The 21,855-nt window shown below is 72.7% G+C and carries 21 protein-coding genes; 9 read left to right on the forward strand and 12 right to left on the reverse strand.

The window, feature by feature from the left end; genetic code table 11:
• Window positions 1-332: 332 nt before the first annotated feature.
• The 3 genes from BJ964_RS44955 to BJ964_RS44965 all read right to left on the reverse strand — a co-directional run bounded on the left by BJ964_RS44955 (window position 333) and on the right by BJ964_RS44965 (window position 4,396).
• Window positions 333-1,892 (reverse strand): HNH endonuclease signature motif containing protein, encoded by a 1,560-nt coding sequence (locus BJ964_RS44955; protein WP_188126365.1) that lies wholly within the window; start codon window positions 1,890-1,892, stop codon window positions 333-335.
• Between the two features lie 553 nt (window positions 1,893-2,445).
• The gene (gene uppS, locus BJ964_RS44960; RefSeq protein WP_188126366.1) at window positions 2,446-3,228 is read right to left on the reverse strand and encodes a polyprenyl diphosphate synthase; all 783 of its coding nucleotides are present in this window, start codon (window positions 3,226-3,228) and stop codon (window positions 2,446-2,448) included.
• Between the two features lie 544 nt (window positions 3,229-3,772).
• A complete protein-coding gene (locus tag BJ964_RS44965; protein ID WP_188126367.1) occupies window positions 3,773-4,396 on the reverse strand; it encodes a maleylpyruvate isomerase N-terminal domain-containing protein in 624 nt (207 codons plus the stop codon).
• 58 nt (window positions 4,397-4,454) lie between these two features.
• On the opposite strand from BJ964_RS44965, the gene BJ964_RS44970 reads away from it, so the two are divergent.
• Both BJ964_RS44970 and BJ964_RS44975 read left to right on the forward strand, forming a co-directional pair.
• Window positions 4,455-5,045 (forward strand): HAD family hydrolase, encoded by a 591-nt coding sequence (locus tag BJ964_RS44970; RefSeq protein ID WP_188126368.1) that lies wholly within the window; start codon window positions 4,455-4,457, stop codon window positions 5,043-5,045.
• Window positions 5,046-5,055: 10 nt separating this feature from the next.
• On the forward strand, window positions 5,056-5,961 hold the full coding sequence (locus BJ964_RS44975; protein ID WP_188126369.1) for a class I SAM-dependent methyltransferase: 906 nt from the start codon (window positions 5,056-5,058) through the stop codon (window positions 5,959-5,961).
• Here BJ964_RS44975 and BJ964_RS44980 read toward each other — a convergent pair.
• Window positions 5,927-6,406 (reverse strand): Lrp/AsnC family transcriptional regulator, encoded by a 480-nt coding sequence (locus tag BJ964_RS44980; protein WP_203832808.1) that lies wholly within the window; start codon window positions 6,404-6,406, stop codon window positions 5,927-5,929. The two genes, BJ964_RS44975 and BJ964_RS44980, sit on opposite strands and share 35 nt — an antisense overlap.
• A 69-nt stretch (window positions 6,407-6,475) precedes the next feature.
• Between BJ964_RS44980 and BJ964_RS44985 the strand changes: the two genes are divergently transcribed.
• A complete protein-coding gene (locus tag BJ964_RS44985) occupies window positions 6,476-7,492 on the forward strand; it encodes a Glu/Leu/Phe/Val dehydrogenase dimerization domain-containing protein (protein ID WP_188126371.1) in 1,017 nt (338 codons plus the stop codon).
• 15 nt (window positions 7,493-7,507) lie between these two features.
• Window positions 7,508-8,128, forward strand: a complete 621-nt coding sequence (locus BJ964_RS44990; protein ID WP_188126372.1) for an RraA family protein — start codon at window positions 7,508-7,510, stop codon at window positions 8,126-8,128.
• On the opposite strand, the gene BJ964_RS44995 is transcribed toward BJ964_RS44990, so the two are convergent.
• The 6 genes from BJ964_RS44995 to BJ964_RS45020 form a co-directional block, all read right to left on the reverse strand.
• The gene (locus BJ964_RS44995; RefSeq protein ID WP_229807425.1) at window positions 8,116-9,576 is read right to left on the reverse strand and encodes an aldehyde dehydrogenase family protein; all 1,461 of its coding nucleotides are present in this window, start codon (window positions 9,574-9,576) and stop codon (window positions 8,116-8,118) included. The two genes, BJ964_RS44990 and BJ964_RS44995, sit on opposite strands and share 13 nt — an antisense overlap.
• Before the next feature lie 4 nt (window positions 9,577-9,580).
• On the reverse strand, window positions 9,581-10,585 hold the full coding sequence (locus tag BJ964_RS45000) for a branched-chain amino acid ABC transporter permease (RefSeq protein WP_188126374.1): 1,005 nt from the start codon (window positions 10,583-10,585) through the stop codon (window positions 9,581-9,583).
• Window positions 10,582-11,451: a branched-chain amino acid ABC transporter permease gene (locus BJ964_RS45005; protein ID WP_188126375.1), complete on the reverse strand. Its 870-nt coding sequence runs from the start codon at window positions 11,449-11,451 to the stop codon at window positions 10,582-10,584. Before BJ964_RS45005 ends, BJ964_RS45000 begins: the two co-directional genes overlap by 4 nt.
• Window positions 11,452-11,524: 73 nt before the next feature.
• Window positions 11,525-12,241, reverse strand: coding sequence for an ABC transporter ATP-binding protein (locus tag BJ964_RS45010; protein WP_188126376.1), 717 nt, complete (start codon window positions 12,239-12,241; stop codon window positions 11,525-11,527).
• Window positions 12,238-12,978 (reverse strand): ABC transporter ATP-binding protein, encoded by a 741-nt coding sequence (locus BJ964_RS45015; RefSeq protein WP_188126377.1) that lies wholly within the window; start codon window positions 12,976-12,978, stop codon window positions 12,238-12,240. The genes BJ964_RS45010 and BJ964_RS45015 overlap by 4 nt, the downstream gene beginning before the upstream one ends.
• Window positions 12,975-14,282 (reverse strand): ABC transporter substrate-binding protein, encoded by a 1,308-nt coding sequence (locus BJ964_RS45020; RefSeq protein WP_188126378.1) that lies wholly within the window; start codon window positions 14,280-14,282, stop codon window positions 12,975-12,977. The genes BJ964_RS45015 and BJ964_RS45020 overlap by 4 nt, the downstream gene beginning before the upstream one ends.
• A 100-nt stretch (window positions 14,283-14,382) precedes the next feature.
• On the opposite strand from BJ964_RS45020, the gene BJ964_RS45025 reads away from it, so the two are divergent.
• From BJ964_RS45025 to BJ964_RS45045, 5 genes are all read left to right on the forward strand, one after another.
• Window positions 14,383-15,192, forward strand: a complete 810-nt coding sequence (locus BJ964_RS45025; protein ID WP_188126379.1) for an IclR family transcriptional regulator — start codon at window positions 14,383-14,385, stop codon at window positions 15,190-15,192.
• 110 nt (window positions 15,193-15,302) lie between these two features.
• On the forward strand, window positions 15,303-16,763 hold the full coding sequence (locus BJ964_RS45030) for an aldehyde dehydrogenase family protein (protein ID WP_188126380.1): 1,461 nt from the start codon (window positions 15,303-15,305) through the stop codon (window positions 16,761-16,763).
• A 75-nt stretch (window positions 16,764-16,838) separates the two neighbouring features.
• Window positions 16,839-17,180 carry a hypothetical protein gene (locus tag BJ964_RS45035; protein ID WP_188126381.1) on the forward strand — a complete coding sequence of 114 codons (342 nt, stop codon included), beginning with the start codon at window positions 16,839-16,841 and terminating at the stop codon, window positions 17,178-17,180.
• A gap of 526 nt (window positions 17,181-17,706) precedes the next feature.
• On the forward strand, window positions 17,707-18,534 hold the full coding sequence (locus BJ964_RS45040; RefSeq protein WP_188126382.1) for an aldo/keto reductase: 828 nt from the start codon (window positions 17,707-17,709) through the stop codon (window positions 18,532-18,534).
• Between the two features lie 108 nt (window positions 18,535-18,642).
• Window positions 18,643-18,915, forward strand: coding sequence for a YggT family protein (locus BJ964_RS45045; protein WP_188126383.1), 273 nt, complete (start codon window positions 18,643-18,645; stop codon window positions 18,913-18,915).
• Here the strand turns inward: BJ964_RS45045 and BJ964_RS45050 are convergent.
• Window positions 18,896-20,830 (reverse strand): hypothetical protein, encoded by a 1,935-nt coding sequence (locus BJ964_RS45050; protein ID WP_188126384.1) that lies wholly within the window; start codon window positions 20,828-20,830, stop codon window positions 18,896-18,898. The genes BJ964_RS45045 and BJ964_RS45050 overlap by 20 nt on opposite strands.
• 45 nt (window positions 20,831-20,875) lie before the next feature.
• Complete coding sequence (locus tag BJ964_RS45055) at window positions 20,876-21,853, reverse strand: acetylxylan esterase (RefSeq protein WP_188126385.1); 978 nt, start codon at window positions 21,851-21,853, stop codon at window positions 20,876-20,878.
• Window positions 21,854-21,855 lie beyond the last annotated feature (2 nt).

Below are 21,855 nucleotides of genomic sequence, written 5' to 3' on the forward strand. Positions count from 1 at the left end.
CAGAAGCCATGCCATCAGCAGAAGCCATGCCATCAGCAGAAGCCATGCCATCAGCAGAGGCCTCGCCGCCGGCAGTGCCCCACCCCAGCAGAACCCCGGCCAGCACCATCGCCCGCGCCACCACCAGCGCCCACGCCCCCGCAAAGCCCGCGCCACCACCAGGGTCCGTGCTCCAACAGAGCCCGCACCCCCCGCAAGCCCGCGCCACCACCAAGGCCCGTGCCCGAACAAAGGCGCGGCGACGGACTCGGACCCGGGCACGGCAGCAGAGGCCGCCACGGCGGACCCGGATCTGGCCCCGCCCGAGTCGAGCCGTTGCGGCAGAACCGAGATCACGTTCGCCGGTGGTACTGGTTGCGGCGGGGGCGGCGATCTTGGTCCAGCCAGCTCGGAGGCAAGAACTCCGGGCGGCCGTCCGAGGCGACGCGGATCTGCCAGCCGGCCTCGTCATGGATAAGGCGATGGTGGTGGCCGCAGAGAAGAGTCAGGTTGGCGATGTCGGTTGGCCCGCCGTCTGCCCAGCTGACGATGTGGTGGGCGTCGCACCAGCGAGCGGGGCGGTCGCAGCCGGGGAAGGTGCAGCCCGCATCGCGGACGTTGATAGCTTGCCGGAGCGTGCCGGTGGCGGTGCGGCGAGTGCGACCGGCGTCGAGGATCTGGCCTTCACCGTCGAGGATCAGCGGTAGGACCCGGGCGTCGCAGGCGAGGCGTCGCACGGTGGCGGCGGAAACGGGTTCACCGGAGTCGAGCGTGCCGGAGCGCAGTTGCCGTCGAAGGACGTCGTACTCGACGGTGATCGCGATCTGCGGACGGTCGCCGCCGTTGCCCGGTAGCGCTCCCCCGGACAGAACCAGCCGGCACACCTCGACCAGGGCATCCGCACGGCGCTGGCCCGGCGTGCGGGCCTCACCGGTGGAGACGAGTTCGGCGGCGACAAGACCACCAGCGAAACCGGTGCTCGCAGGATGAGCGGCAGAGCCGGAGCCAGCGGAGCCAGCGGAGCCAACGGAGCCAACGGAGCCAGCCGAGCCAACGGAGCCAGCCGAGCCAACGGTGGAGCCGGTGCCAGCAGAACCAGCAGTGGAGCCGGTACCAGCGGAACCAGCGGTGTCTGCCAAACCGGTGACTCCGGAACCGGTGACTCCGGAACCGGTAGTCGAGGAGCCCGTGACGCTGTCCGGTTTGCACAGCGGGTCCAGGGCCGCGGAGACGATGGCGGCGGCCTCGCTGTCCAGGATGCCGCGCAGGCGGACGCGGCCGTCGCCGAGCGGGCTGAGCGTTACGTGGCGATGCGCGTGGGCCTCACGCTCCTGCCGGTGCAGCCATCGGCCTTCCACGGCTTCGGCGATGTCGGGGGCGACATGATGCAGAATCCGGCGACCGGCGGTCCGCAGCCCGATGGGGTCGAGGTGGGGCGCCCAGCCGGCCAGTGTGGCCGCTGCTTCGCCACGGATCTGCGGGCTCAGGTCATCGGGCAATTCGGTGAGCGCCATGGTGATCGCGGCGAGTTGTTCGGCATTTACCCGGCCGTCGGCGACGGCCGCGTCGAGTTCGGGATTGCGGTCGACCATCTCGGCTTGGGCGAGCAACCGGCCGGCGGCGCCTGGGCTGATCCGGAGCACGCCACGCAGCCAGGCCCGGGCCGATGGGGCGCCCTGGTCGGCGGGGATGCTGCGCCGGCCAGCCTCCTGGACGGCGTGCAGCACGGCTGCCTGCAACAACTGCTGGGCGGTGTGCACGTCGTCGAGAAACTCGAGCAACTCCGGCTGGGACAACGGCGTCAGACGCAGGGCAGCGCAGTCGCCCGCCAGGCCGACGAGCGCCCGGGAAGCGGTCTCCGTCGGAGCCGTCCCGGGGTGGGTGGCTTCGGCGTTCAGCGATCCGGTGGTCATGCCGCCGATTCTCGAACATACGTACGACAAACTTGAAGCGCCTCGGGTGTAAATCGCGCCTCTCCGCCACCGCCGCACAAACGGGCGAAACAGTCGACCGTAGATCGGCCGGTCGTGCGATAAGCGCCTACTTGGACCGCGACGTCCCTGCTGCGCCGCGAGACTCCCTCCCGGCCCGGCGGAGCCGCAGCAGAGTGGCCGGGCCGGCAGCGCGAACAGCGCGAGCATGCAGCGAAGACAGCGGTTCCGGCCGGCTCGCAGCACGGTCGCGGCATGCGTAGCGGAGTGTGGTCGCCTGCGGGCCGAGCGCGGCCGAGCGCTGGCTAGGCGCGGGGCCTGGGGGCAGGCGCGGGCCCGGATCAGGCTCCGACCGCCCGTGAGCCAGGGCGGGCCGGGCTCCGGCCGACCATGGGCTGGGCGCGGACCAAACGCGAGCCAGGCGCGGACCGACCACAGGCCGAGCGCGAGCCAAGCGCGGGGCGGGATCAGGCGCGGGGCGGGATCAAGCGCGGGGCGAGATCAAGCGCGGGGCGGGATCAAGCGCGGGGCGAGATCAAGCGCCGAAGCGGCGGTTGCGGGCGGCGTAGGAGCGGAGCGCGCGGAGGAAGTCGACCTTGCGGAAGCCGGGCCAGTAGACGTCGCAGAAGTGGAGTTCCGAGTAGGCGGCCTGCCACACCAGGAAGCCTGAGAGCCGGCGTTCGCCGCTGGTGCGGATCACCAGGTCGGGGTCGGGCTGGCCGCCGGTGTACAGGTGGGCCGAGATGCGGTCGGCGGTCAGGCGCTGGGCTATGTCGTCGATGCCGTACCCGGCTCGGGAGTCCTCCTCCAGCAGTGACCGGAACGCGTTGACGATCTCCTCGCGGCCGTCGTAGCCGATCGCGATGTTCAGGTGGAATTCCGCGGCGGTGTCCCGGGTGGCGGCCTCGGCCAGTTTGAGGGCGTGCCGGGTGGTGTCCGGCAGGACGTCGAGGCGGCCGGCCAGGTGTACCCGCCACGGGCTGGCCGGGCGGGCCAGCCGCTCGGCGACCACCTGCTCGATCATCAGCATCAGGTTGCCGACCTCGCCCGCGTCGCGTTTGCGGACGTTGTCGACCGATGCCACGAAGACGGTGACGTGCCGGATGCCGGTCTCGGTACACCAGCCGAGCACCTCGTCGAGGTGCTCGGCGCCGTATCGGTGGCCGATCCTCGGGTCGTCGAAGCCCATCTGGCGCGCCCACCGGCGGTTGCCGTCCATCACCATGGCCAGATGCCGGGGCAGGTTCGCCGGGTCGAGTTGGGCGCGCAGGCGCCGGGTGTAGAGCGCGTAGGCCACGTTTCTCAGCGACGTCAGCATGGCCGCGATCGAACCACCGCCCAGAGATGATCGGGGCTGTCTTCACCGAACCGCCACAGGATCCGCACAAGTCAGCGACTGGGGGCCAGCGAGCGAGGGCGGGCGGCGGGCAAGCCGGGGACGGGCAAGCCGGGGCAGGCACACGGGCGGCAGGCACACGGGCGGCAGGCACACGGGCGGCAGGCGAGCCGGGGGCGGGCCAGTCTGGGGGCAGGCCAGTCCGAGGGGCGGGCGGCGGGTGGGCCGCGGACGGGCCGGTCTGGGGGCAGGCCAGTCCGAGGGGCGGGCGGCGGGTGGGCCGCGGACGGGCCGGTCGGGAGTACGGGCCGGGCCGCCGTCGCTGGAGATCGGCTTGTGTCTGCCGCGATCGGCTTGGGTCTTGGGGTGGGCTGTCTGGGCGGTGCAGAAGAGGGTGGGGCTTGTTCTGGCATGGACCACCGAGGTCAGCCCGGCGGGCGCGGCACAGGCTCGGGCCGGCAGCAGGTCGCGAGGTACGGCGGGACGGCCGCCGTGTGGGTGGGGCCGCTCCCGCGCGTACGGGAAATCAGATCATCGAGTAACCCGCCGGAAGGGTGTCGCGGCCGGTGAGCGCGCCCAGCACGGTTTCGCCGTCGCCGAGGGCGACCGCGACGCGGGCGGCGAGCGCGGCCGTCTCGGCGAGGGCGTCCGGGTCCAGGTCGATCGGTACGCCGGCGGCCGTGGCCACGTCGCGTCCGTGCACCACCAACTCGAAGGTGCGGGTGGGCAGCCAGTCCCGGACCCGCATGCCGCCGGCGGGGGTGGCCACGACGTCGTCGTCGCCGGCGCCGGCGAGTGCGGCGGTCGCCTGGCCGATGTAGCCGCTGACCGCGGTGGCCGGCTGATCGCCGAGGGCGGCGCCGGTGATCCGGGCGTCGTCGGTGGAGGCCTTGCGGACGGCCGCGACCATCTCGTCGGAGGCCGACCGGACCAGGGCGAAGTAGAACTCGGGGCCGGGCACCAGCAGCGTGGGGGCGCGGTCGGCGAGGACCGTGGGCACCTGGCGCAGCGCCGAGCTGACGGTGTGGCCGAGCAGGTCGCGCAGCGTCCACTCGCCGAGGCCGGGGGTGTCGAGCCGGCCGGGCGGGATGCGGGAGACGAGGTCGGCGAAGGCGATGGCGGCGGAGCGGTACGTGCGGCGGTAGTCCATGTCACCAACCTGCCACGTGGGCGGCCGGTCGCGCGGCCCCGGCCGGTAGCCTGCCCCGGTGCTGCTACCCCTGCCGGACGGCGACTTCAAGGCGTACCTGTTCGACTGCGACGGGACGATCACCGACTCGATGCCGGCGCACTACCGGGCCTGGTGCAAGGCGCTCGGCGAGTGGGGTGCGGAGTTCCCGGAGGAGCTGTTCTACGCCTGGGGCGGCCGGCTCGTGGTGGACATCATCGCCGACCTGAACGAGCGGCAGGGCCTGCGCATGCCGGTGGCCGAGGTGGCGGCGCGGCGTGAGGAGCTGTTCCAGGAGCTGCTCCCCGGGGTGGCGGCGGTGCCCGGGGTGCTGGAGCACATCGAGGCGTCGTACGGGCGGATCCCGTTCGGGGTGGTGTCCGGCAGCACCCGCGAGTCGGTGACCGCGTCGCTGACCGCGCTCGGCCTGCTGGACCGGTTCGAGGTGCTGGTGTGCGCCGGGGACTACGCGCGCCCGAAACCGGACCCGGAGGGCTATCTGCTGGGCGCCCGGCTGCTCGGTGTGGACCCGGCGGACTGCCTGGTCTTCGAGGACACCGACATGGGCGTGGCCGCGGCCGAGGCGGCGGGCATGGGATATTCGCGTGTGCCACCGCCGTGGGAGCGATGAGAATCGATCCATGATTCATCAGCGGGCGTTGGAGTACCTGCTCGGCCTACAGGGTGCGGCGCTGCTGCGGTCGTTCACCGAGGAGTCCGATCCGGGGTTCGGCCGGGCCCGGGTGGCCGAGATGCGGCGCCTGCTCGACCGGGCCGAGCTGGACGTCGAGCCGGTGGCCGTCGAGCGGGTGTCGGCCGTCGACGGGTACCGGGTGTGGTCGCGGACCTACGACGAGCCGGGCAACGGGCTGTTCCCGCCGGAGGAGGAGACGGTCCACGGCATCCTCGGCGGGCTCCCTCCCGGGACGGCGGTGGACGCGGCCTGCGGCACCGGCCGGCACAGCGAGTGGCTGGCCGGGCAGGGGCACCGGGTGATCGGGGTGGACGGTTCGGCCGACATGCTGGCGCGGGCCCGTGAGCGGGTGCCGTCCGGTGAGTTCCACGAGGCGCCGCTGGAGCGGCTGCCGATCCCGGACGCGCACGCCGACATCGTGGTGTGTTCGCTGGCGCTGACCCACGTACGCGATCTGGGCCCGGTGTTCGCCGAGTTCGCCCGAGTGCTGCGGCCGGGCGGGCATCTGGTGGTCTCGGACGTCTCGCACGAGCTGGCCGCGATCGGCTCGGTGCCCCGGGCGCGCATCGACGGTGAGCGGCCCGCGCTGCTGGTCGACCACCGGCACCGGGCGTCGGACTATCTCGGCGCCGCCGTCCCGGCCGGTCTGCGGGTGGTGTCGTGCGCCGAGCCGCGGATGTCGCCGCCGGTGCCGCTCGACACGCCGGCCGAGCTGCCGGACGCCCTGGAGACCGGGCCGTGGGATCAGTGGCCGTGGTCGCTGATCAGCCTCACCCCCGAGGTGTGCCGTGCGGTGACCGGCGACATGCCCGTACTGATCATCTGGCATTTTCGGCGGGACCCGGATCGATGATCCGGTTGCGGTGGTGCTGGTAGATCACCGAGCTGCGGAACCCGACGATCTCCCGGCGGGCGGAGAACCGGTCCATCAGGAAGGCGTGCAGACCGTCCACGCTGGGCACCGCGACGTGTACCAGGAAGTCGTCGCCGCCGGCCAGCACGAACACCGACAGCACCTCGGGCAGCGCGGCCGCGTAGGCCTTGAAGCCCTCGATCACCTCCCGGTTGAGCGGGCGGACCTGTACGTGCAGCAGCGCCTGGACCTCGCGGCCGAGCGCGGTGAGGCTCACCTCGGCGTGGAAGCCGGTGATCACGCCGCGCTCGCGCAGCAACCGCACCCGTTCGAGGCAGGTCGACGGTGCGACGCCGACCGCGCGGGCCAGGTCGCGGTTGGTCTGCCGGGCGTTCGCCTGGAGTTCCCGTACGATCGCCGAATCAATGTCGTCCACGGCCGTCATTCTTCCTGATCCATCGAACATCGTTCGGTGAGATCGTTCCGCCGCCGATGGGCGTCCTAGCTTCAACGCATGTCGCTCGAACATGTGCGTGTGGTGGCGGAACGTGGTCCACGGTCGGGGTTCCCGGTCATCGTGGCGGTCCATTCGACGGCTCTGGGGCAGGCGATCGGCGGGTGCCGGCTGTCCGTCTACGACGACTGGCGCGACGGTCTCGAGGACGCGCTGCGGTTGTCCGCCGCGATGACCGCGAAGGCGGCGCTGGCCGGGCTGCCGAACGGCGGCGGCAAGACGGTGGTGGCGCTGCCCGCGGGGGTGGTGCCGGACCGGCGGGCGGTGCTGCACGACGTGGCCGACATGATCGAGAGCCTGGGCGGGGACTACGCGACCGGGCCGGACGTGGGCACCGGGCCGGACGACATGGTGATCATCGGCGAGCGTACGCCGTACGTGTTCTGCCGCGGCTACGACTCCTCCCCCGGCACCGCCGCCGGGGTCGTGGCCGCGCTGCGCGCCGTCGTCGCCGACCGGTTCGGATCACACGACCTGGCGGGCCGCAGCTTCGCCGTCCTGGGTGTGGGCCGGGTCGGCGGGCACGTGCTGCGGCTGCTCGCCGAGGCCGGCGCGCGGGTGGTGGCGTCCGATGTGGACCCGTCCCGGCGTGCCGTGGCGGACTCCTTCGGCGCGGCCTGGACCGATCCGCACGGTTGTCTCACCGCCGACGTGGACGTGCTGGTGCCGGCCGCGCTCGGTGGCGTCCTCACCCCGGAGACCGTGCCGGAGCTGCGCTGCGCGGCGGTCGCCGGGCCGGCCAACAACCAGCTCGACCGGCCGGGCACCGCCGCGCTGCTGCACGAGCGGGGCATCCTGTGGGCGCCGGACGTGGTGGTCAGCGCCGGCGGGATCATCCACGCCATCGCCACCGAGCTGCACCGTGAGGCGCCGGACCGGGTGGCGGCACGGATCGGCGGGATCGGGGACACCCTCACCCGGATCCTGGACGCGGCGCGGGAGACGTCGTCCACCCCGGCGGAGGCCGCGGCCCGGCTCGCGGGCTGGCTGGTTGACTACCCTGCGAAGATCGCCTGACTGGGGAGGGACCGTATGACCGGGTTCGAGAGCATTCCGCCGACCACGCTCGCCGACGTGCTGGACCGGAGCAGGGTGATGGACATCGGCATCCGGCCGCTGTGGACGCCGGTGCCGCGGGTCGCCGGGCCGGCGTTCACGGTGCGCTGCCCGCCCGGCGACAACCTGATGCTGCACGCCGCCATCTACCGTGCCGAGCCCGGTTCGGTGATCGTCGTCGAGTCCGGCGACCTGGACTACGCGCTCGCCGGCGGCAACGTGTGCGCGGTCGCGCACCGGCGCGGTGTCGCGGCGTTCGTGCTGGACGGCCTGATCCGTGACCTGGGCGAGGTCCGGGAGATCGGCTTCCCGGTCTTCGCCCGCGGCGTCATCCCGATCCCCGGCACCAAGTCCGAACCGGGCACCCATCAGGAGCCGGTCCGCTGCGGCGGCGTCGAGGTCGCACCGGGCGACATCGTGGTCGCCGACGAGGAGGGTGTCGTGGTGGTCCCGGCCGCCCGGCACGACGAGGTGCTCGCCGCCGCCCGGGCGAAGCTGGCCAAGGAGGAGGCCGAGACCCTCGACGACTGGGAACGGGCCCACCGCGCCCGGATCGACAAGGCGCTCGCCGCCCACGGCCTGGATCAGAACGGGTAGGGGCGGGTCTCCTGGCGGGCGGTCACCCACTGGACCTCGGTGAACTCCTCGGCCGCGAACCCGATGCCGAAGCGGCCGGCGCCCGAGTCCTTGACGCCGCCGAAGGGCATCTGGGGTTCGTCGTTGACCGGTTGGTCGTTGACGTGCACGATCCCGGCCCGGAGGCGGCGGGCCAGGTCGAGGCCCCGGTACGGGTCGCCGGTGATCACGCCGGCGGTGAGCCCGAAGTCGGAGGCGTTGGCCCGGCGCAGCGCGTCCTCGGCGTCGTCGGCCTCCTCGAGCAGGACGACCGGCCCGAACGTCTCGTCGAAGGCCAGTTCCGCCTCGGGCGGCACGCCGGTCAGGACGGTCGGCGGGAAGCAACGCCCGCTGGGCACCCCGCCGGTGAGCAGCCGCGCCCCCAGGTCGACGGCTTCCCGGACCCGGCGTTCGAGCAGCGACAGCGCCCATTCGTTGATGACCGGCCCGACGACGGTGGCCGGGTCGGACGGGTCGCCGACCGGCAGTTGCGCGGCGCGGGCCACGAACCGGGCGGTGAAGTCGGGGGCGATCGACCGGTCGACGATGAGCCGGCGGGCGCACATGCAGGTCTGGCCGCTGTGCACGAACGCCCCGTAGACGGCCGCGTCGACGGCCTGGTCGACGTCGGCGTCGCCGAGCACGAGCAGCGGGTTGTGGCCGCCGAGCTGGAGGACGGCCCGTTTCAGGTGGCGGCCGGCGGTCTCGGCGATCCGCCGCCCGGTGACGGTGGAGCCGGTGAAGCTGATCCGCCGGACCCGCGGGTCGGCGATCAGGGTCTCGGCGACGGCGCCGGCCTCGCCGGGGGCGTGGGTGACCACGTTGAGGACGCCGTCGGGCAGGCCGGCGTCGGCGAGCAGTTCGGCCCAGAGGGCGCCGCCGGTGAGCGGCGCCTCCTCGGAGGGTTTCAGCACGACGGTGTTGCCGGTGGCGATCGGCGCGACGACGGCCCGGCCGGCCAGGACGAGCGACGCGTTCCACGGGGCGATCGCGGCGACCACGCCGACCGGGCGGCGCATGGCCAGGGCCCGGGTGCCGGCCAGGTCCGAGGGCAGGATCTGGCCGGCCGGCGCGTACGCCAGCCCGGCCGCCTGCCGCAGCAGATTGACGCAGAAGTCGAGCTGGACCCCGGCGAAGTGCACCCCGCAGCCGGTCTCGGCGGCGAGCAGCCCGCGCACCTCGTCGCGCCGCCGGTCGAGCGCGTCGGCGGCCCGCAGCAGGATCCGCTGGCGCTCGATCGGCAGGCTCTCCGCCCAGGCCGGGAACGCCTTGCCGGCGGCGTCGAGGGCGGCCCGCGCGTCGTCGGCGTCACCGGCGGCGACCCGGGCGAAGACACGGCCCGTCCACGGGTTCAGCTTGTCGTACGTCCGCCCGTTCGCCGCATCCACCCAGCTCCCGCCGATGTGATGCCGCACGCCCTCGAGAAACACCTGTTCACCTGGGCCTATCGAAACCTGGTCCATCGCGTCGCAGATGGTATCCGACGGGCAGCAGCCGCACCGGGACGAGACTCCACAACCCGCGTGGCAGGAACAGCGCGAACGCTCCGGCGGTGAGCCCGAGCCCGATCAGGTACCAGGCGTCGTAGTCGGCGAAGAAGTACTGCACCCCGAAGAAGAGCAGCGCGCCGAGCAGTGGCCCCTCGAACGTGCCGATCCCGCCGACGAGCACCATGAACAGCATGTACGCGGTCCACTGCACCCCGAAGATCGAGCGCGGTTCGATGAACAGGGTGTTGGCGAGGATCAGCGCCCCGGCCGCGCCGCCGCCGAACCCGGCGAGCACGTAGAGCCCGGCCTTCATGGGCCACACCCGCACGCCGAGGGACGCGGCCGCCTCCTCGTCGTCGCGGATCGCCTGCAACCCGGCCCCGGTGCGGCTGCGCAGCAGCACGAACACCGCCCCGAGCAGGAGCACCAGGAAGGCCAGGGCCAGCCAGTACGTGTACGCGCGCCGCTCGTCCGGGCGGAACACGTTGAGCCCGCGCAGCGACACCCCGGTCCCGCCGCCGAGGCTGTGGTCGAGGACGACGAGCAGGGCCAGTGTCTCGGCGACCACCCAGGTGCCGACCGCGAACGGCCCGCCGCGCAGCCGCAGCACGAGCGGCGCGAGGACGGCGGCGAGGACCGCCGAGGCGCCGGCGGCGATCAGCACCGCGAGGTACGGCGGCACGTCGCGCTGGGCCAGGAACACGGTCCCGTAGGCGCCGAACCCGATGAACGCCTGCTGCCCGACCGACACCAGCCCGCCGTAGCCGGCCAGCGCGTTCCACATCACCGCCAGGATGACGAAGATGAACAGGCTGGTGAGCTGCTGCACGACGGTCGCCACGAAGAACTGCGGCACGGTCGCGAGGATCAACCCCAGAGCGATGAGTACGGACGACCCGATCCGTGAGGCGCGGCTGCTCCGGTCGATCCGGTAGGCCAGGGCGGTCATGTGGTGGGCACCAGCCTTCCCGGGCTGAATCGGACGAGCAGGACGATCAGGAAGACCAGGTGGCCGGCGAGGATCGAGTACTGCGGGTCGATCTGGGCGCCGATGGTCTGCGCCACACCCAGCACGAGGCCGCCGATCAGGGTGCCGCGCAGCGAGCCGAGCCCGCCGATCACCACCGCCTCGAACGCGAAGATCAGCTGGGTGGGGCCGCTGGCCGGGTCGATGGTGGAGTGGATGGCCAGGAAGGTGCCGGCCAGGGTGGCGGTGGCCACGGCGATCGCGGTGGCCCGGGCGTAGACGGCGGTGGCCGGCACCCCGACCAGCGCCGCGGTGTCCGGGTCCTGGGCGGCGGCCCGCATCTCCCGGCCGAACCCGGTGCGTTCCAGCACCAGTTGCAGCCCGCCGAGCACCCCGGTCGCGATGATCAGAATCAGCAGACCGAGGTACGGCACGGTCACGCCGCCGATCCGCCAGCTGCCGGTGGACAGCGACCCGGTGACGGTGGCGAGCGACCGCACGTCCGGGGAGAAGATCAGCAGCAGCGCGTTCTGGATCACGATGGCCAGGCCGAACGTGGTGAGCAGTGGGGTGAGCTCCCCGCCGCGCAGGCTGCGGGTGAGCACCGTGACCTGCAACAGGTAGCCGAGCGCGAGGGCCAGCGGCAGCGCCCCGATCAGGGCGAGGGCCGGGGGCGCCCCGAGCGAGGTGGCCGCCCACCAGACCACGAAGGCGCCGAGGACGGCCAGGTCGCCGTGCGCCAGGTTGATGATCCGCATGACGCCGAACATCAGCGACAGGCCGCAGGCGAACAGCGCGTACAAGCCGCCGAGGAAGATCCCTTGCAGAACGGCGTTGGCCCAGGTCATGTCGCCACCTCCGCTGCGCTCCGGCGTCGCCATGACTTCAGAACCGAGCCCGATGATTCGCTCGCAAGCTCGCTCATGTCGCCGCCTTGCGGCCGCGCAAGCCGAAGTAGGCTTCGGTGACCTGCTCGCGGGTGACGTCGCCGGTCGCGGCGGACAGCGCGATCCGGCCCTCCAGCAGGCAGATCACCCGCCCGGCCACGTCCAGCGCCCGGGACAGGTCCTGTTCGACAAGCACCAGCGTGGGTCTCCCGTCCAGGGTGGTGAGGGTCTCGTAGACGGCGTCGACGGCGACCGGGGACAGCCCGAGCGACACCTCGTCGATGAGCAGCAGCCGCGGGTTGGTGAGCAGCGCCCGGGCGATGGCGGTGAGCTGCTGCTGGCCGCCGGAGAGCTCCGACGCCCGCCGGTCCCGCAGTTCGGCGAGCACGGTGAACGTGTCGTAGACGCGGGTCAGGTTCCAGGGACCCGTGCGGGCCCGCCGGGCGGCGACGGCCAGGTTCTCGGCCACCGTCATGCCGGGGAACAGCCGCCGCCCCTCGGGCACCAGGGCCAGGCCGAGAGCGACCCGCTCGTGTGCCGGCCGGGTGGTGATGTCCGTGCCGTCGAGCAGGATGCGGCCAGCGGCGGCCGGGTGCGCGCCGGCGATCGTACGCAGGAGGGTTGATTTTCCGGCGCCGTTCGCCCCGACCAGGGCGAGCGTCTCACCCTCCGCGATTTCCAGGGACATTTCCGGTACGGCGGTGAGCAGCCCGTGGCGTGCCGTGACCGACTGGAGCGACAGGAGGGTCATGATCGTGCCTTTCCGAGGTAGGCGTCGACCACGACGGCGTCGCTGAGCACCGCCGACGGCTCCCCGTCGGCGATCACCCGGCCCGCGTCCATGCAGATGAGCCGGTTCACGACCTGGAGCAGGACGTGCACGATGTGCTCGATCCAGACCACCGTGACGCCACCGGCGTTCAGCTCGCGGATGGTGGTGACCAGTTCGGCGGCCTCGGCGTCGGTGAGGCCGGCGCCGATCTCGTCGAGCAGCAGCACCCGCGGCCGGGTGGCGACCGCGCGGGCCATCTCGAGCCGTTTGCGGTGCAGCAGGCCGAGTGTGTCGGCCCGCCGGTTCGCAAGGTCGAGCAGTTCGCAGCGGCGCAGCACCTCGATGCTGTGCCGGTGTGCCTCCCGGTGCCGCAGCCCGGCCCCGTAGGTGGCGCCGACCAGGACGTTCTCCAGGACGGTCATGCCACCGAAGGGGCGCGGGATCTGGTGTGCCCGGCCCACGCCCCGGCGGCAGCGGATCTGCGGGCCGGAGCGGGTGACGTCGGCGCCGTCGAGCCGTACCGTGCCGGAGTCCGGGGTGACCGATCCGGCGAGCACGTTGAGCAGGGTGGTCTTGCCGGCCCCGTTCGGCCCGACGATGCCGATCGCCTCACCGTCGGCGGCGGTGAAGCCGACATCGTCGAGCACGTGCAGCCGGCCGTACCGTTTGTGCAGGTGTTCGCCGTGGAGCACGGTGTCGCCAGGGAACACCGTCACGCGAGGGTTCCGAACTGCTTGAGCTGGCCGGCGACCGGGACGTTGGGGTCGGAGGAGTTCTCGCAGAGCACGAAGTCCAGCGGGTAGGCGCCGGTGCCGGGCACCCACTGGCCGCCGAGGATCGGGGTGGAGACGACGTTCTTGTTCGGTCCGGTGCCCCACTTGAGCTTGCCGACCGGGGTCTCCACCTCCAGCTTCGCGATGGCGGCGGCGACCGCGTCGCGGTCCCGGGGTGTGCCGGCGGCGGTCAGCGCGGCGGCCGCCACGTCGAACAGGGCGAGGCTGGGCCCGAGCTGCTGGGTCCACTGCTTGCCTGCTGCCTGCTGGTAACCGTCGCCCAGGGCCTGCGAGCTGACGCCGGTGAGCGACGAGGTGTAACCGTAGGTCGGTGTCCAGTAGGCGGCGCTGGCCACCCCGACGCCGATGTCGCCGAGCGCCTCCACCTGGGACGGGAACAGCCCGGTCTTGGCGGCCTGCGCGATCTTCGGCCGGAAGCCCTGCTGGGCGGCCTGACGCCAGAACGTCGCGAAGTCCGACGGGATCGGGAACGTGGAGAAGATCTCGCAGCCCTCGGCCTTGAACTTGGCGATCTGGGCGGAATAGTCGTTGCTGCCGTTGGTGTAGGCGCCCGGGTCGACGATCGTGTAGCCGGACTTCTCCAGCATCGGGCCGAGCGAGGCGCGGATGGCGTTGCCGTCGCTGTCGTTCGGCCACATGACGGCGACCTTCTTGTTGGTCTCCACCTGCGGCCACAGGTGGGTGTAGGCACTGTGGAACTGCTCGACGCCGAAGCAGAAGTGGAACGTGTACTTGTAGGCGTCGGTCTGGTCGGGTTTGGCGCCGCGGCCGAAGTACCAGGCCTGCCACGGCACGACGGTGGAGATGCAGGGGACGCCGGCCGCCTCGCACGCGTCGGAGACCGGGTTGACCGTCTCCGGGGTGGAGGTGGTGAGCATCAGGTCGACGCCGTCCGAGTTGATCAGGTCGTTGGCGACCTGGGCGGAGCGCTGCGGGTTGGACTGGCTGTCCTTGTCGACGACCACGACCTCGTATTTCGTGCCGCCGATGGTGAGGCCTTCGGCGAGTTTCTTGCGGGCCAGTTCGAGGACGTACGAGTCGGGCTCGCCGAAACTGGCGGCCGGCCCGGTCCGGGGGCTGACGAAACCGATCTTCAAAGTGTCCGAACCGCCGGACTGCTCGGCGCCCTTGCAGGCTCCGAGGGCGAGGCCGGCGGTGCCGAGCCCGATTCCCTGAAGCAGCCGGCGGCGGGTGAATGTACCGAATGAGGACGGGGGCGTTTCCACGGTGACCTCCCGCGAGAAGTGGTGGCGGAAAGGTAAGGCGGGTCACACCAGCGGTCAACACAGCGTTTCAACAGTTCGAACAGCGAGGTTAGGCTGCGCCATGCCCATCGACGATGAAGCCGGTAGCGGGGCCGCGTTCTCCCAGTCCCTGGAACGCGGTCTGATGATCCTGTCCTCGTTCAGCGAGACCCGGCCGGTGCTGGGGATCGCCGACATCTCCCGTGCCGTGACGCTGAACAAGAGCACCACCTACCGGTACGTGGCGACCCTGGCCCGGCTCGGCTACCTGCAACAGGACCCGGAGACGAAGAAGTACTCGCTCGGGCCGAAGGTGGTCGACCTGGGCTTCGCGGCGCTCAACTCGCTGGAGATCAACCGGGTGGCCGCGCCCTGCCTGCAGAGCCTCGCCGACGAGACCGGGTACACGGTGAGCATGGCGGTGCTGGACGGGCCGGACGTGGTCTATGTGGAGCGGCGCCGCAGCGGCCGGGCCACCAGCGCGTTCGCCATCTCGCTGAACCTGCACGTGGGGTCGCGGCTGCCGGCGTACTGCACGTCGATGGGCAAGGTGCTGCTCGCCCACCAGGAGCCGGCCGTGCTGCGGGCGCTGCTGGACCGGACCGATTTCGCCCGCCGCGGCCCGAAGACGCTGACCAACCGGGAGCAGCTGACGGCGGCGCTCGCGAAGATCCGGCAGACCGGGGTGGCGGTCAACGACGAGGAGCTGGCGGCCGGGTTGCGCTCGGTGGCGGCGCCGGTGCGGGACCGGACCGGCCGGGTCGTCGCGGCGATCAACATCGCGGTGCACCTGACGGTGTGGGCGACCACCGCGGACACCGTGGTGGCCCGGCTGGAACGCCCGCTGCGGCACACCGCCGCCGAGATCTCCACCCGTCTCGGCTACCGATGATCCGGTGTTCCACTTTCCGAATCCGCGTTCGGATGGGTGGAACGGTCCGTTGATCTGCCGGAAACACGGGCATACCGTCGGCGCACCCGTGCAGCCCTGGAGGGACCCCCATGTTTCTCGACGACAAGCTCTGGACCGGCAACATCTTCATCGGCGGCGAGTGGCGGCCGGGGCGGGGCGGCGCGTACGACGTGACCGAACCCGCCACCGGCACGGTGCTCGGCCGGATCGGGCGGGCCACCGCCGAGGACGTGACCGAGGCCGCCGGTAGCGCCGCCGAGGCCCAACGCGCCTGGGCCGCCACCCCGCACACGAAGCGCGCCGCCGTGCTGCGCCGCGCCGCGCAACTGTGGACCGAGCACGGTGAGGAGATCGCCGGCTGGAACGTCCGCGAGGTGGGTGCGATCGGCGCCATGGCCGGGTTCGCGCTGCACGTCGCCGAGCAGGAGTGCTACGAGGCGGCGTCGCTGCCCGCCCGCCCGTACGGCGAGCTGCTGCCCAGCGAGGAGCCGCGCCTGTCGATGGCCCGGCGGGTCCCGGCCGGGGTGGTGGCGGTGATCGCGCCGTTCAACGTGCCGATCATCCTGGCGATCCGGTCGGTCGCCCCGGCCCTGGCGCTCGGCAACGCCGTCCTGCTCAAGCCGGATCCGCGGACCGCGGTGACCGGCGGTGTGACGCTGGCCCGGATCTTCGAGGAGGCCGGGCTGCCGCCGGGGGTGCTCCAGATGCTGCCGGGCGCCGCCGACGTCGGCGAGGCCCTGGTCACCGACCCGAACGTGCGGGTCATCTCGTTCACCGGCTCGACCGCGGCCGGCCGCCGGGTGGGCGCCCTGGCCGGTGAGCACCTGAAGCGGGCCCACCTGGAGCTGGGCGGCAACTCGGCGCTGATCGTGCTGGACGACGCGGACGTCGACAAGGCGGTCGCGGCGGCGTCCTTCGGCTCCTGGTTCCATCAGGGCCAGATCTGCATGACCACCGGGCGGCACCTGGTGCACGAGCGGCTGTACGACGACTTCGTGGAGCGGCTGGCGGCCAAGGCGGCGACCCTGCCGGTCGGCGACCCGGCCCGCGAGCAGGTGGTGCTCGGCCCGGTCATCGACGCCGGGCAGCGCGACAAGATCCACGGGGTGGTGACCCGGTCGGCGGGCGCCGGGGCCCGGGTGGCGGCCGGCGGCACCTACCGGGACCTGTTCTACGCGCCGACGGTGCTGGCCGACGTCTCCGGCGACACGCCCGCATTCCGGGAGGAGATCTTCGGGCCGGTGGCTCCGGTTATCCGGTTCTCCGACGCCGACGAGGCGGTCCGGCTCGCCACCGCGAGTGAGTACGGGCTGTCCCTCGGCATCGTCACCCGGGACGTGATGCACGGCCTGGCGCTGGCCGACCGGATTCCGACCGGCATCGTGCACATCAACGACCAGACCGTGAGCGACGAGGCGAACAGCCCGTTCGGCGGGGTGGCCGCGTCCGGGACCGGGTCGCGGTTCGGTGGCGCGGCGGCGAACGTGGAGGCGTTCACCGAGACTCGCTGGGTGACTGTGCGTGACGAACTCCCGGGCTACCCGTTCTGACGAAAGTTGTTTCCGTGCCGTTACAGGCACTCCGGGAGCCTTGCGTTAAATGCACGTTCATCAATAATGAGCGCCATGACTCGAGCCGAGGCGATACCGGTTGCCGGATCCCGGAGCACGACCGAGCCCCCCGAAGGCCGCACGCCGACGGCACCGCCGCCGGCTCCCGGCCGGGCCCTCACGTCCCAGGTCACCCCGCCGGCCCGGCCGGCGGGTGGCGGTCCTCCGGCGGTACGGCCGACGGTGCGCCTGCGCCCGCCGGCCCCCGCTCCTCCCCCGTACCGCGGCCGGGCGGCCGTGGTGCCGCACCGCGGTGACTCCCCGCTTCCGGAGATCCGTACCCCGGGCGGCTCGGTGACCCGCCGTACCCGCGGTCACCGTGGCGCGGTCACCGCCCGCAGGCTGGTCGGCCTGTGAGCGCCGCGACCCGGGCATCCGGGCCACCAGCGGCGGCGACCCGGACCGCCCGCCGCGACCGGGAATACGCCGAACGATCGGACACTCACCCACGTGCGGTGACGGGGGAAGCACGACGAACCGGACGGGGCAGGTCACCGCGTACGACGGAACGCCTGCTGCTGGTGATCGCGCACCGGGGCCTGCCGTCCCGGGCCGCGCCGGACCGGCCGCCACCATCGGGAAGACGCCGGCGACCGGTCTACGCCGACCCGGCGGCCCGGAGCCACGAGTGTGCCGCCGGGCCTACGGGAACGGCCGGGCGGGCAACTTCACCGGCGGGTACGCGTAGCCGTACCGAAGAAATCGCCGTGCGAGGGACGCCTGGCCGGACCGACCGCCGGCCGCCGGATGTGGCGCACGCGGGACGTCCACCACCGAGGCCGGCCGAGCCGGAACGGGGGAATGGGAACCTGTTCAGGGTATGAGGGAAGCATCCGGCCATCGCCGGGTGGCCGCACCCGCTGAATGAGGGGAACCACTCTCCATGGGCCAAACGCCTGTCATCACGCTCAACAACGGCGTCACGATTCCGCAGATCGGCTACGGCGTCTTCCAGATCCCGGAGGCGGAGACCGCCTCCGCCGTCACCACGGCGCTGCAGGCCGGCTACCGCAGCATCGACACGGCGGCGATCTACCACAACGAGTCCGGCGTCGGCGCCGCGCTGAAGGCGGCCGGGGTGCCACGGGACGAGCTGTTCGTCACGACCAAGGTCTGGAACACCGATCAGGGGTACGACGAGACGCTGCGCGCCTTCGACGCCAGCCTGGCCCGGCTCGGGCTGGACCGGCTCGACCTGTACCTGATCCACTGGCCCACCCCGAAGCGGGGGAGGTTCCCGGACACCTGGCGGGCGCTGGAGACGCTGCTCGCCGACGGCCGGGTCCGGGCCATCGGTGTCTCCAACTTCCTGCCCGAGCATCTGCGGGCCGTGGCCGACCTGGGCGGCACGGTGCCCGCGGTGAACCAGATCGAGCTGCACCCCCAGCTGCAACAGCGGGAGGCGCAGGCCGCGAACGCCGAGCTCGGGGTGGCGACCGAGGCGTGGAGCCCGCTGGCGCAGGCCGGGGTGCTCGGCGACCCGGCCATCACCCGGATCGCCACCGCCCACGACCGCACCCCGGCGCAGGTGGTGCTCCGCTGGCACGTGCAGCAGGGCCGGATCGTGATCCCGAAGTCGGTCACCCCGGCGCGGATCAGGGAGAACCTGGCGATCTTCGACTTCGAGCTGACCGCGGACGAGATCGACGCGATCGACGCGCTGGAGTGCGACGGCCGCACCGGTCCGCACCCGGACCACTTCAACAGCTGAGGAAACGCGGCCCGTCGTCATGGCGGGCCGCGTCACAGCGATCGCCAAGCGAGTTCACAGGAATCCGCCGCATAGTGGGGTGGTACGTTCGCTCACACGGAGGTTCTGATGGGTCTTCTCGGTCTGGTCAGCTTCGCGCTGCTGCTGGTCCAGCTGGTGCTGGTGGCTCGGGTGATCCTGGACTGGAGCGTGACCCTGGCCGGTCCCGCGATGCCGGGCTCCTTCCGGTCGAAGGCCCTGGACGTCGTCTACACGATCACCGAGCCGATCCTGGCCCCGGTTCGCAAGGTCATCCCGCCGCTGCGGGCCGGTGGCGTCTCGATCGACCTGGCGTTCATCGTGCTGTTCCTGGGGATCAGCGTCATCCGCTCGTTCCTCTGACCGGTTGCGGCGCCGGGGTCTCGGCCACGGCGCCGTCCGCCTTCCCGGCCAGCATCGTGGCCAGTGGCAGCAGCAGGACCAGCGCCCCGGGCAGCACCGAGACGCCGTCCGCCGGGTAGCTGGTCCCGTCGATCTGGAAGAGCAGCTCCGCGACGAAGGCCAGCATCATGGCCGCCGCCAGCAGCAGCGGAACGGTCGCCACCACGGCGCCGGCGGTCAGCGCGGTCCACAGCGCCACGGTCCGGCCGCGCCGCCGTGGCCGGTGCCGCCGCAGCAGGGCGGTCACCACGACCGCCATCGGCAACCCGAACAGCATGCCGAGCCCGGCGAGGTTCTCCAGGGCCAGGCCGCCGCGCAGCCCGGCCCCGGCGACCAGCAGCCCGAGCACCGGCAGGCCGGTCAGCAGGACGATCAGCACCGGGTGCGGGCGGTGCCGGCTGGTGGCGACCGCCGTCACGGTGCCGAGCAGGGTGAGCCCGATCGCCACCCCGACCGTCGTGACGGGCAGCCCCCACGGCATGAACGGGTGGTTCTCCGGCGGGGTGCTCTGCGCGAAGAGCAGCGGGCCGCAGGCGGCCGCCACGATCGCCGCGGTGGTGGTCCGGCGCCGGATCAGCGCCGGGCTCGCGGCACGGCCGGCGGCCGTCCAGCTCACCGCGATCACCACGGCCGCCGCGAGCAGGGCGACCCGCAACCCGGCCGCCCCGGTCATCGGCAGGTTGAGCAGCACCGACTCGACGGCCAGCAGGCCTACGCCGAGCACGACGGCGGCCCGGGTGCTCGCGGTGGCGACCAGCGCGCCGAGCGCCGCCAGCAGGACCGCGGCCCAGCGCAGCTCGGCCACCCACAGGTAGATCTCGCCGTCCCCGCCGGGCATCGGGGCGACCGCCGACCAGTCGTCCATCGCCGGGCTCAGGCAGGTGACCGTGTACGCCCACGCCAGCACCCCGGCGACGACCGCGGTGAGACCGGCCGCCCGCGCCACCGCCGGCCGGTCGGGCCGTTGCCCGGGGACCTCGGCGGCCGCCGGTTCGCGGAGCCGGACCGGGCGCTCGGGCGCGGTGGCCGCCCGCAGCCCGTAGAGGACGGCGAACCAGCCGTAGACCAGGTACACCGGGAACGTGTAGCCGGTGAGGACGAACCAATCGGTGCCGGGTTCGTACATCCCCGCCCAGTCCCCCATGAGCATCGACGCGACGGCCGCGTCCCAGCCGTACCGGGTCAGCACCGGGATCGTGGACAGGGCCGTCGTCGCCACCGCCGCCACCGGCACGCCGGCGATCAGGACCAGGGTTCCGGCCCGGCCGGAGCGGACCCCGGCCCAGCCGGTGAACGACGTCAGCGCGGTCCAGGCCAGCGCGCCCACCACGGTGGTCAGCGACAGCGCCATGAGCCCCACCCCCGGCGTGGCCGGCGCCAGCAGGGCCGGCAGCACGGCCAGCGGGGCGAGGACCGCCGGGCCGGCCGTGCCGAACCGGCCCGTGCGGGACATCGGCAGCCGGCGGCCGAGCCACCACGCCATCGGCAGGCACCAGAGCGCGCGGACCGCCCCGTCGATCAGCCGGTCGGTCCCGGCCGGATCGATCGCGAGGGAGTCGAACAGCAGGTAGAGGAACTGGCCCACGAGCCCCGGCAGGCCGGCGCCGATCAGGGCGACGAGGAACAGCGCGGCGGCCGGGCCGATCCCCGGCCGGGTCTCGGCCCACCCGCGAGGGACGCCCGCGGCGTCCCTCGCGGGTGGGGAGGCGAGCAGGCTGAGCGCGAACCCGAGGCGCCGGGCGGCGGAGCCGGGCCGCGTCTCCAGGTACGCGAGCTCGGCCTCCCACTCCCGGTACAGTTCCTCGCGCAGGCCGGCGGGCCAGCGCCGGGCCGCCGCGCGCAGCGCCCACCGGGTGAACCGGGTCAGCGAGATCATGTGCGTCACCGTAGCCCACCCTGTGCCGTTTCTCTACATAGGGTTTCAGCTCAGGCGATCGTCCACGAACTCCAGCGCCGTGACGTCGAAGTAGCTACGGCCGCCCTCGTGGCCGTCCCACTCGTACACCTCGATGTGCTTGTTGTCGCCGGGGATCGCGTGATAGGCCGCGAACACCCCGGACGGCGGGCACACGTCGTCCATCAGCGCCGCCGACAGGATGGCGGGCGCGGTGATCCGGCGTGCGAAGTGGACCGCGTCGACGTGGTCCAGGGTGCCCAGGGTCCGCTCGGCGGCCGTCGGATTGGCCCGCAGGAACCGGACCACCTCGTGGTACGGGTTGCTGTCGGTGATCGTGACGGCCCGCCGGATGTCGCAGAGGAACGGCACGCCGGACACCACGGCCGAGACCCGGTCCGGGGCCAGGCCGCCGGCCGCCAGGGCGAGCGCCCCACCCTGGCTCTTGCCGGTCACCACGAGCCGGGAGGCGTCGACACCGGGCAGTTCGGCGGCGGTCTCCACGGCCCGGACCGCGTCGGTGACCAGCCGGCGGTAGTAGAACGTCTCCGGCGACAGCACACCCCGGGTCACAAAGCCCGGGGTGGACGGGCCGGCGCCGTGCTCGTCCGGGTCGGGGGTGTCGCCGGCGCGCCAGGAGCCGCCCTGCCCGCGGGTGTCCATGACCAGGTGGGCGTACCCGGCGCTGGCCCAGGTCAGCCAGTCGATCGGCAGGCCGCGGCCACCGCCGTACCCGATGAACTCGACCGCCACCGGCAGCGGCCCGGGTACGCCGGAGGGACGGTTCAGCCAGGCCCGGATCGGCTGGCCCGCATAGCCGGTGAAGGTGACGTCGTACGTCGTGATGCCACTCAGCGGGGTCCGGACCTCGTGCAGCTTGGGCGGCAGGGCGAGCCGCCGGGCGGTGGCGAGGGTGCCGTCCCAGAACTCGTCGAAACCGGACGGCTCGGGACGGTCGAGGCGATAGTCGCGCAACTGGGAGAGGGGAAGGTCGAAGAGCGCCATGC

Origin of the sequence: Actinoplanes lobatus (genome assembly GCF_014205215.1) — a bacterium.
Lineage (GTDB): Bacteria > Actinomycetota > Actinomycetes > Mycobacteriales > Micromonosporaceae > Actinoplanes > Actinoplanes lobatus.

Excerpts from the sequence above, each read along its gene's own strand:
- BJ964_RS45005 (WP_188126375.1), bottom strand. The coding sequence starts at position 11,451 with ATGACCTGGGCCAACGCCGTTCTGCAAGGGATCTTCCTCGGCGGCTTG.
- BJ964_RS44975 (WP_188126369.1), top strand. The coding sequence starts at position 5,056 with ATGATTCATCAGCGGGCGTTGGAGTACCTGCTCGGCCTACAGGGTGCG.
- BJ964_RS45035 (WP_188126381.1), top strand. The coding sequence starts at position 16,839 with ATGACTCGAGCCGAGGCGATACCGGTTGCCGGATCCCGGAGCACGACC.
- uppS (WP_188126366.1), bottom strand. The coding sequence starts at position 3,228 with ATGCTGACGTCGCTGAGAAACGTGGCCTACGCGCTCTACACCCGGCGC.
- BJ964_RS45040 (WP_188126382.1), top strand. The coding sequence starts at position 17,707 with ATGGGCCAAACGCCTGTCATCACGCTCAACAACGGCGTCACGATTCCG.
- BJ964_RS45010 (WP_188126376.1), bottom strand. The coding sequence starts at position 12,241 with ATGACCCTCCTGTCGCTCCAGTCGGTCACGGCACGCCACGGGCTGCTC.
- BJ964_RS45045 (WP_188126383.1), top strand. The coding sequence starts at position 18,643 with ATGGGTCTTCTCGGTCTGGTCAGCTTCGCGCTGCTGCTGGTCCAGCTG.
- BJ964_RS44980 (WP_203832808.1), bottom strand. The coding sequence starts at position 6,406 with ATGACGGCCGTGGACGACATTGATTCGGCGATCGTACGGGAACTCCAG.
- BJ964_RS45050 (WP_188126384.1), bottom strand. The coding sequence starts at position 20,830 with ATGATCTCGCTGACCCGGTTCACCCGGTGGGCGCTGCGCGCGGCGGCC.
- BJ964_RS45025 (WP_188126379.1), top strand. The coding sequence starts at position 14,383 with ATGCCCATCGACGATGAAGCCGGTAGCGGGGCCGCGTTCTCCCAGTCC.
- BJ964_RS44985 (WP_188126371.1), top strand. The coding sequence starts at position 6,476 with ATGTCGCTCGAACATGTGCGTGTGGTGGCGGAACGTGGTCCACGGTCG.
- BJ964_RS45000 (WP_188126374.1), bottom strand. The coding sequence starts at position 10,585 with ATGACCGCCCTGGCCTACCGGATCGACCGGAGCAGCCGCGCCTCACGG.
- BJ964_RS45030 (WP_188126380.1), top strand. The coding sequence starts at position 15,303 with ATGTTTCTCGACGACAAGCTCTGGACCGGCAACATCTTCATCGGCGGC.
- BJ964_RS44965 (WP_188126367.1), bottom strand. The coding sequence starts at position 4,396 with ATGGACTACCGCCGCACGTACCGCTCCGCCGCCATCGCCTTCGCCGAC.
- BJ964_RS44955 (WP_188126365.1), bottom strand. The coding sequence starts at position 1,892 with ATGACCACCGGATCGCTGAACGCCGAAGCCACCCACCCCGGGACGGCT.
- BJ964_RS45055 (WP_188126385.1), bottom strand. The coding sequence starts at position 21,853 with ATGGCGCTCTTCGACCTTCCCCTCTCCCAGTTGCGCGACTATCGCCTC.
- BJ964_RS44990 (WP_188126372.1), top strand. The coding sequence starts at position 7,508 with ATGACCGGGTTCGAGAGCATTCCGCCGACCACGCTCGCCGACGTGCTG.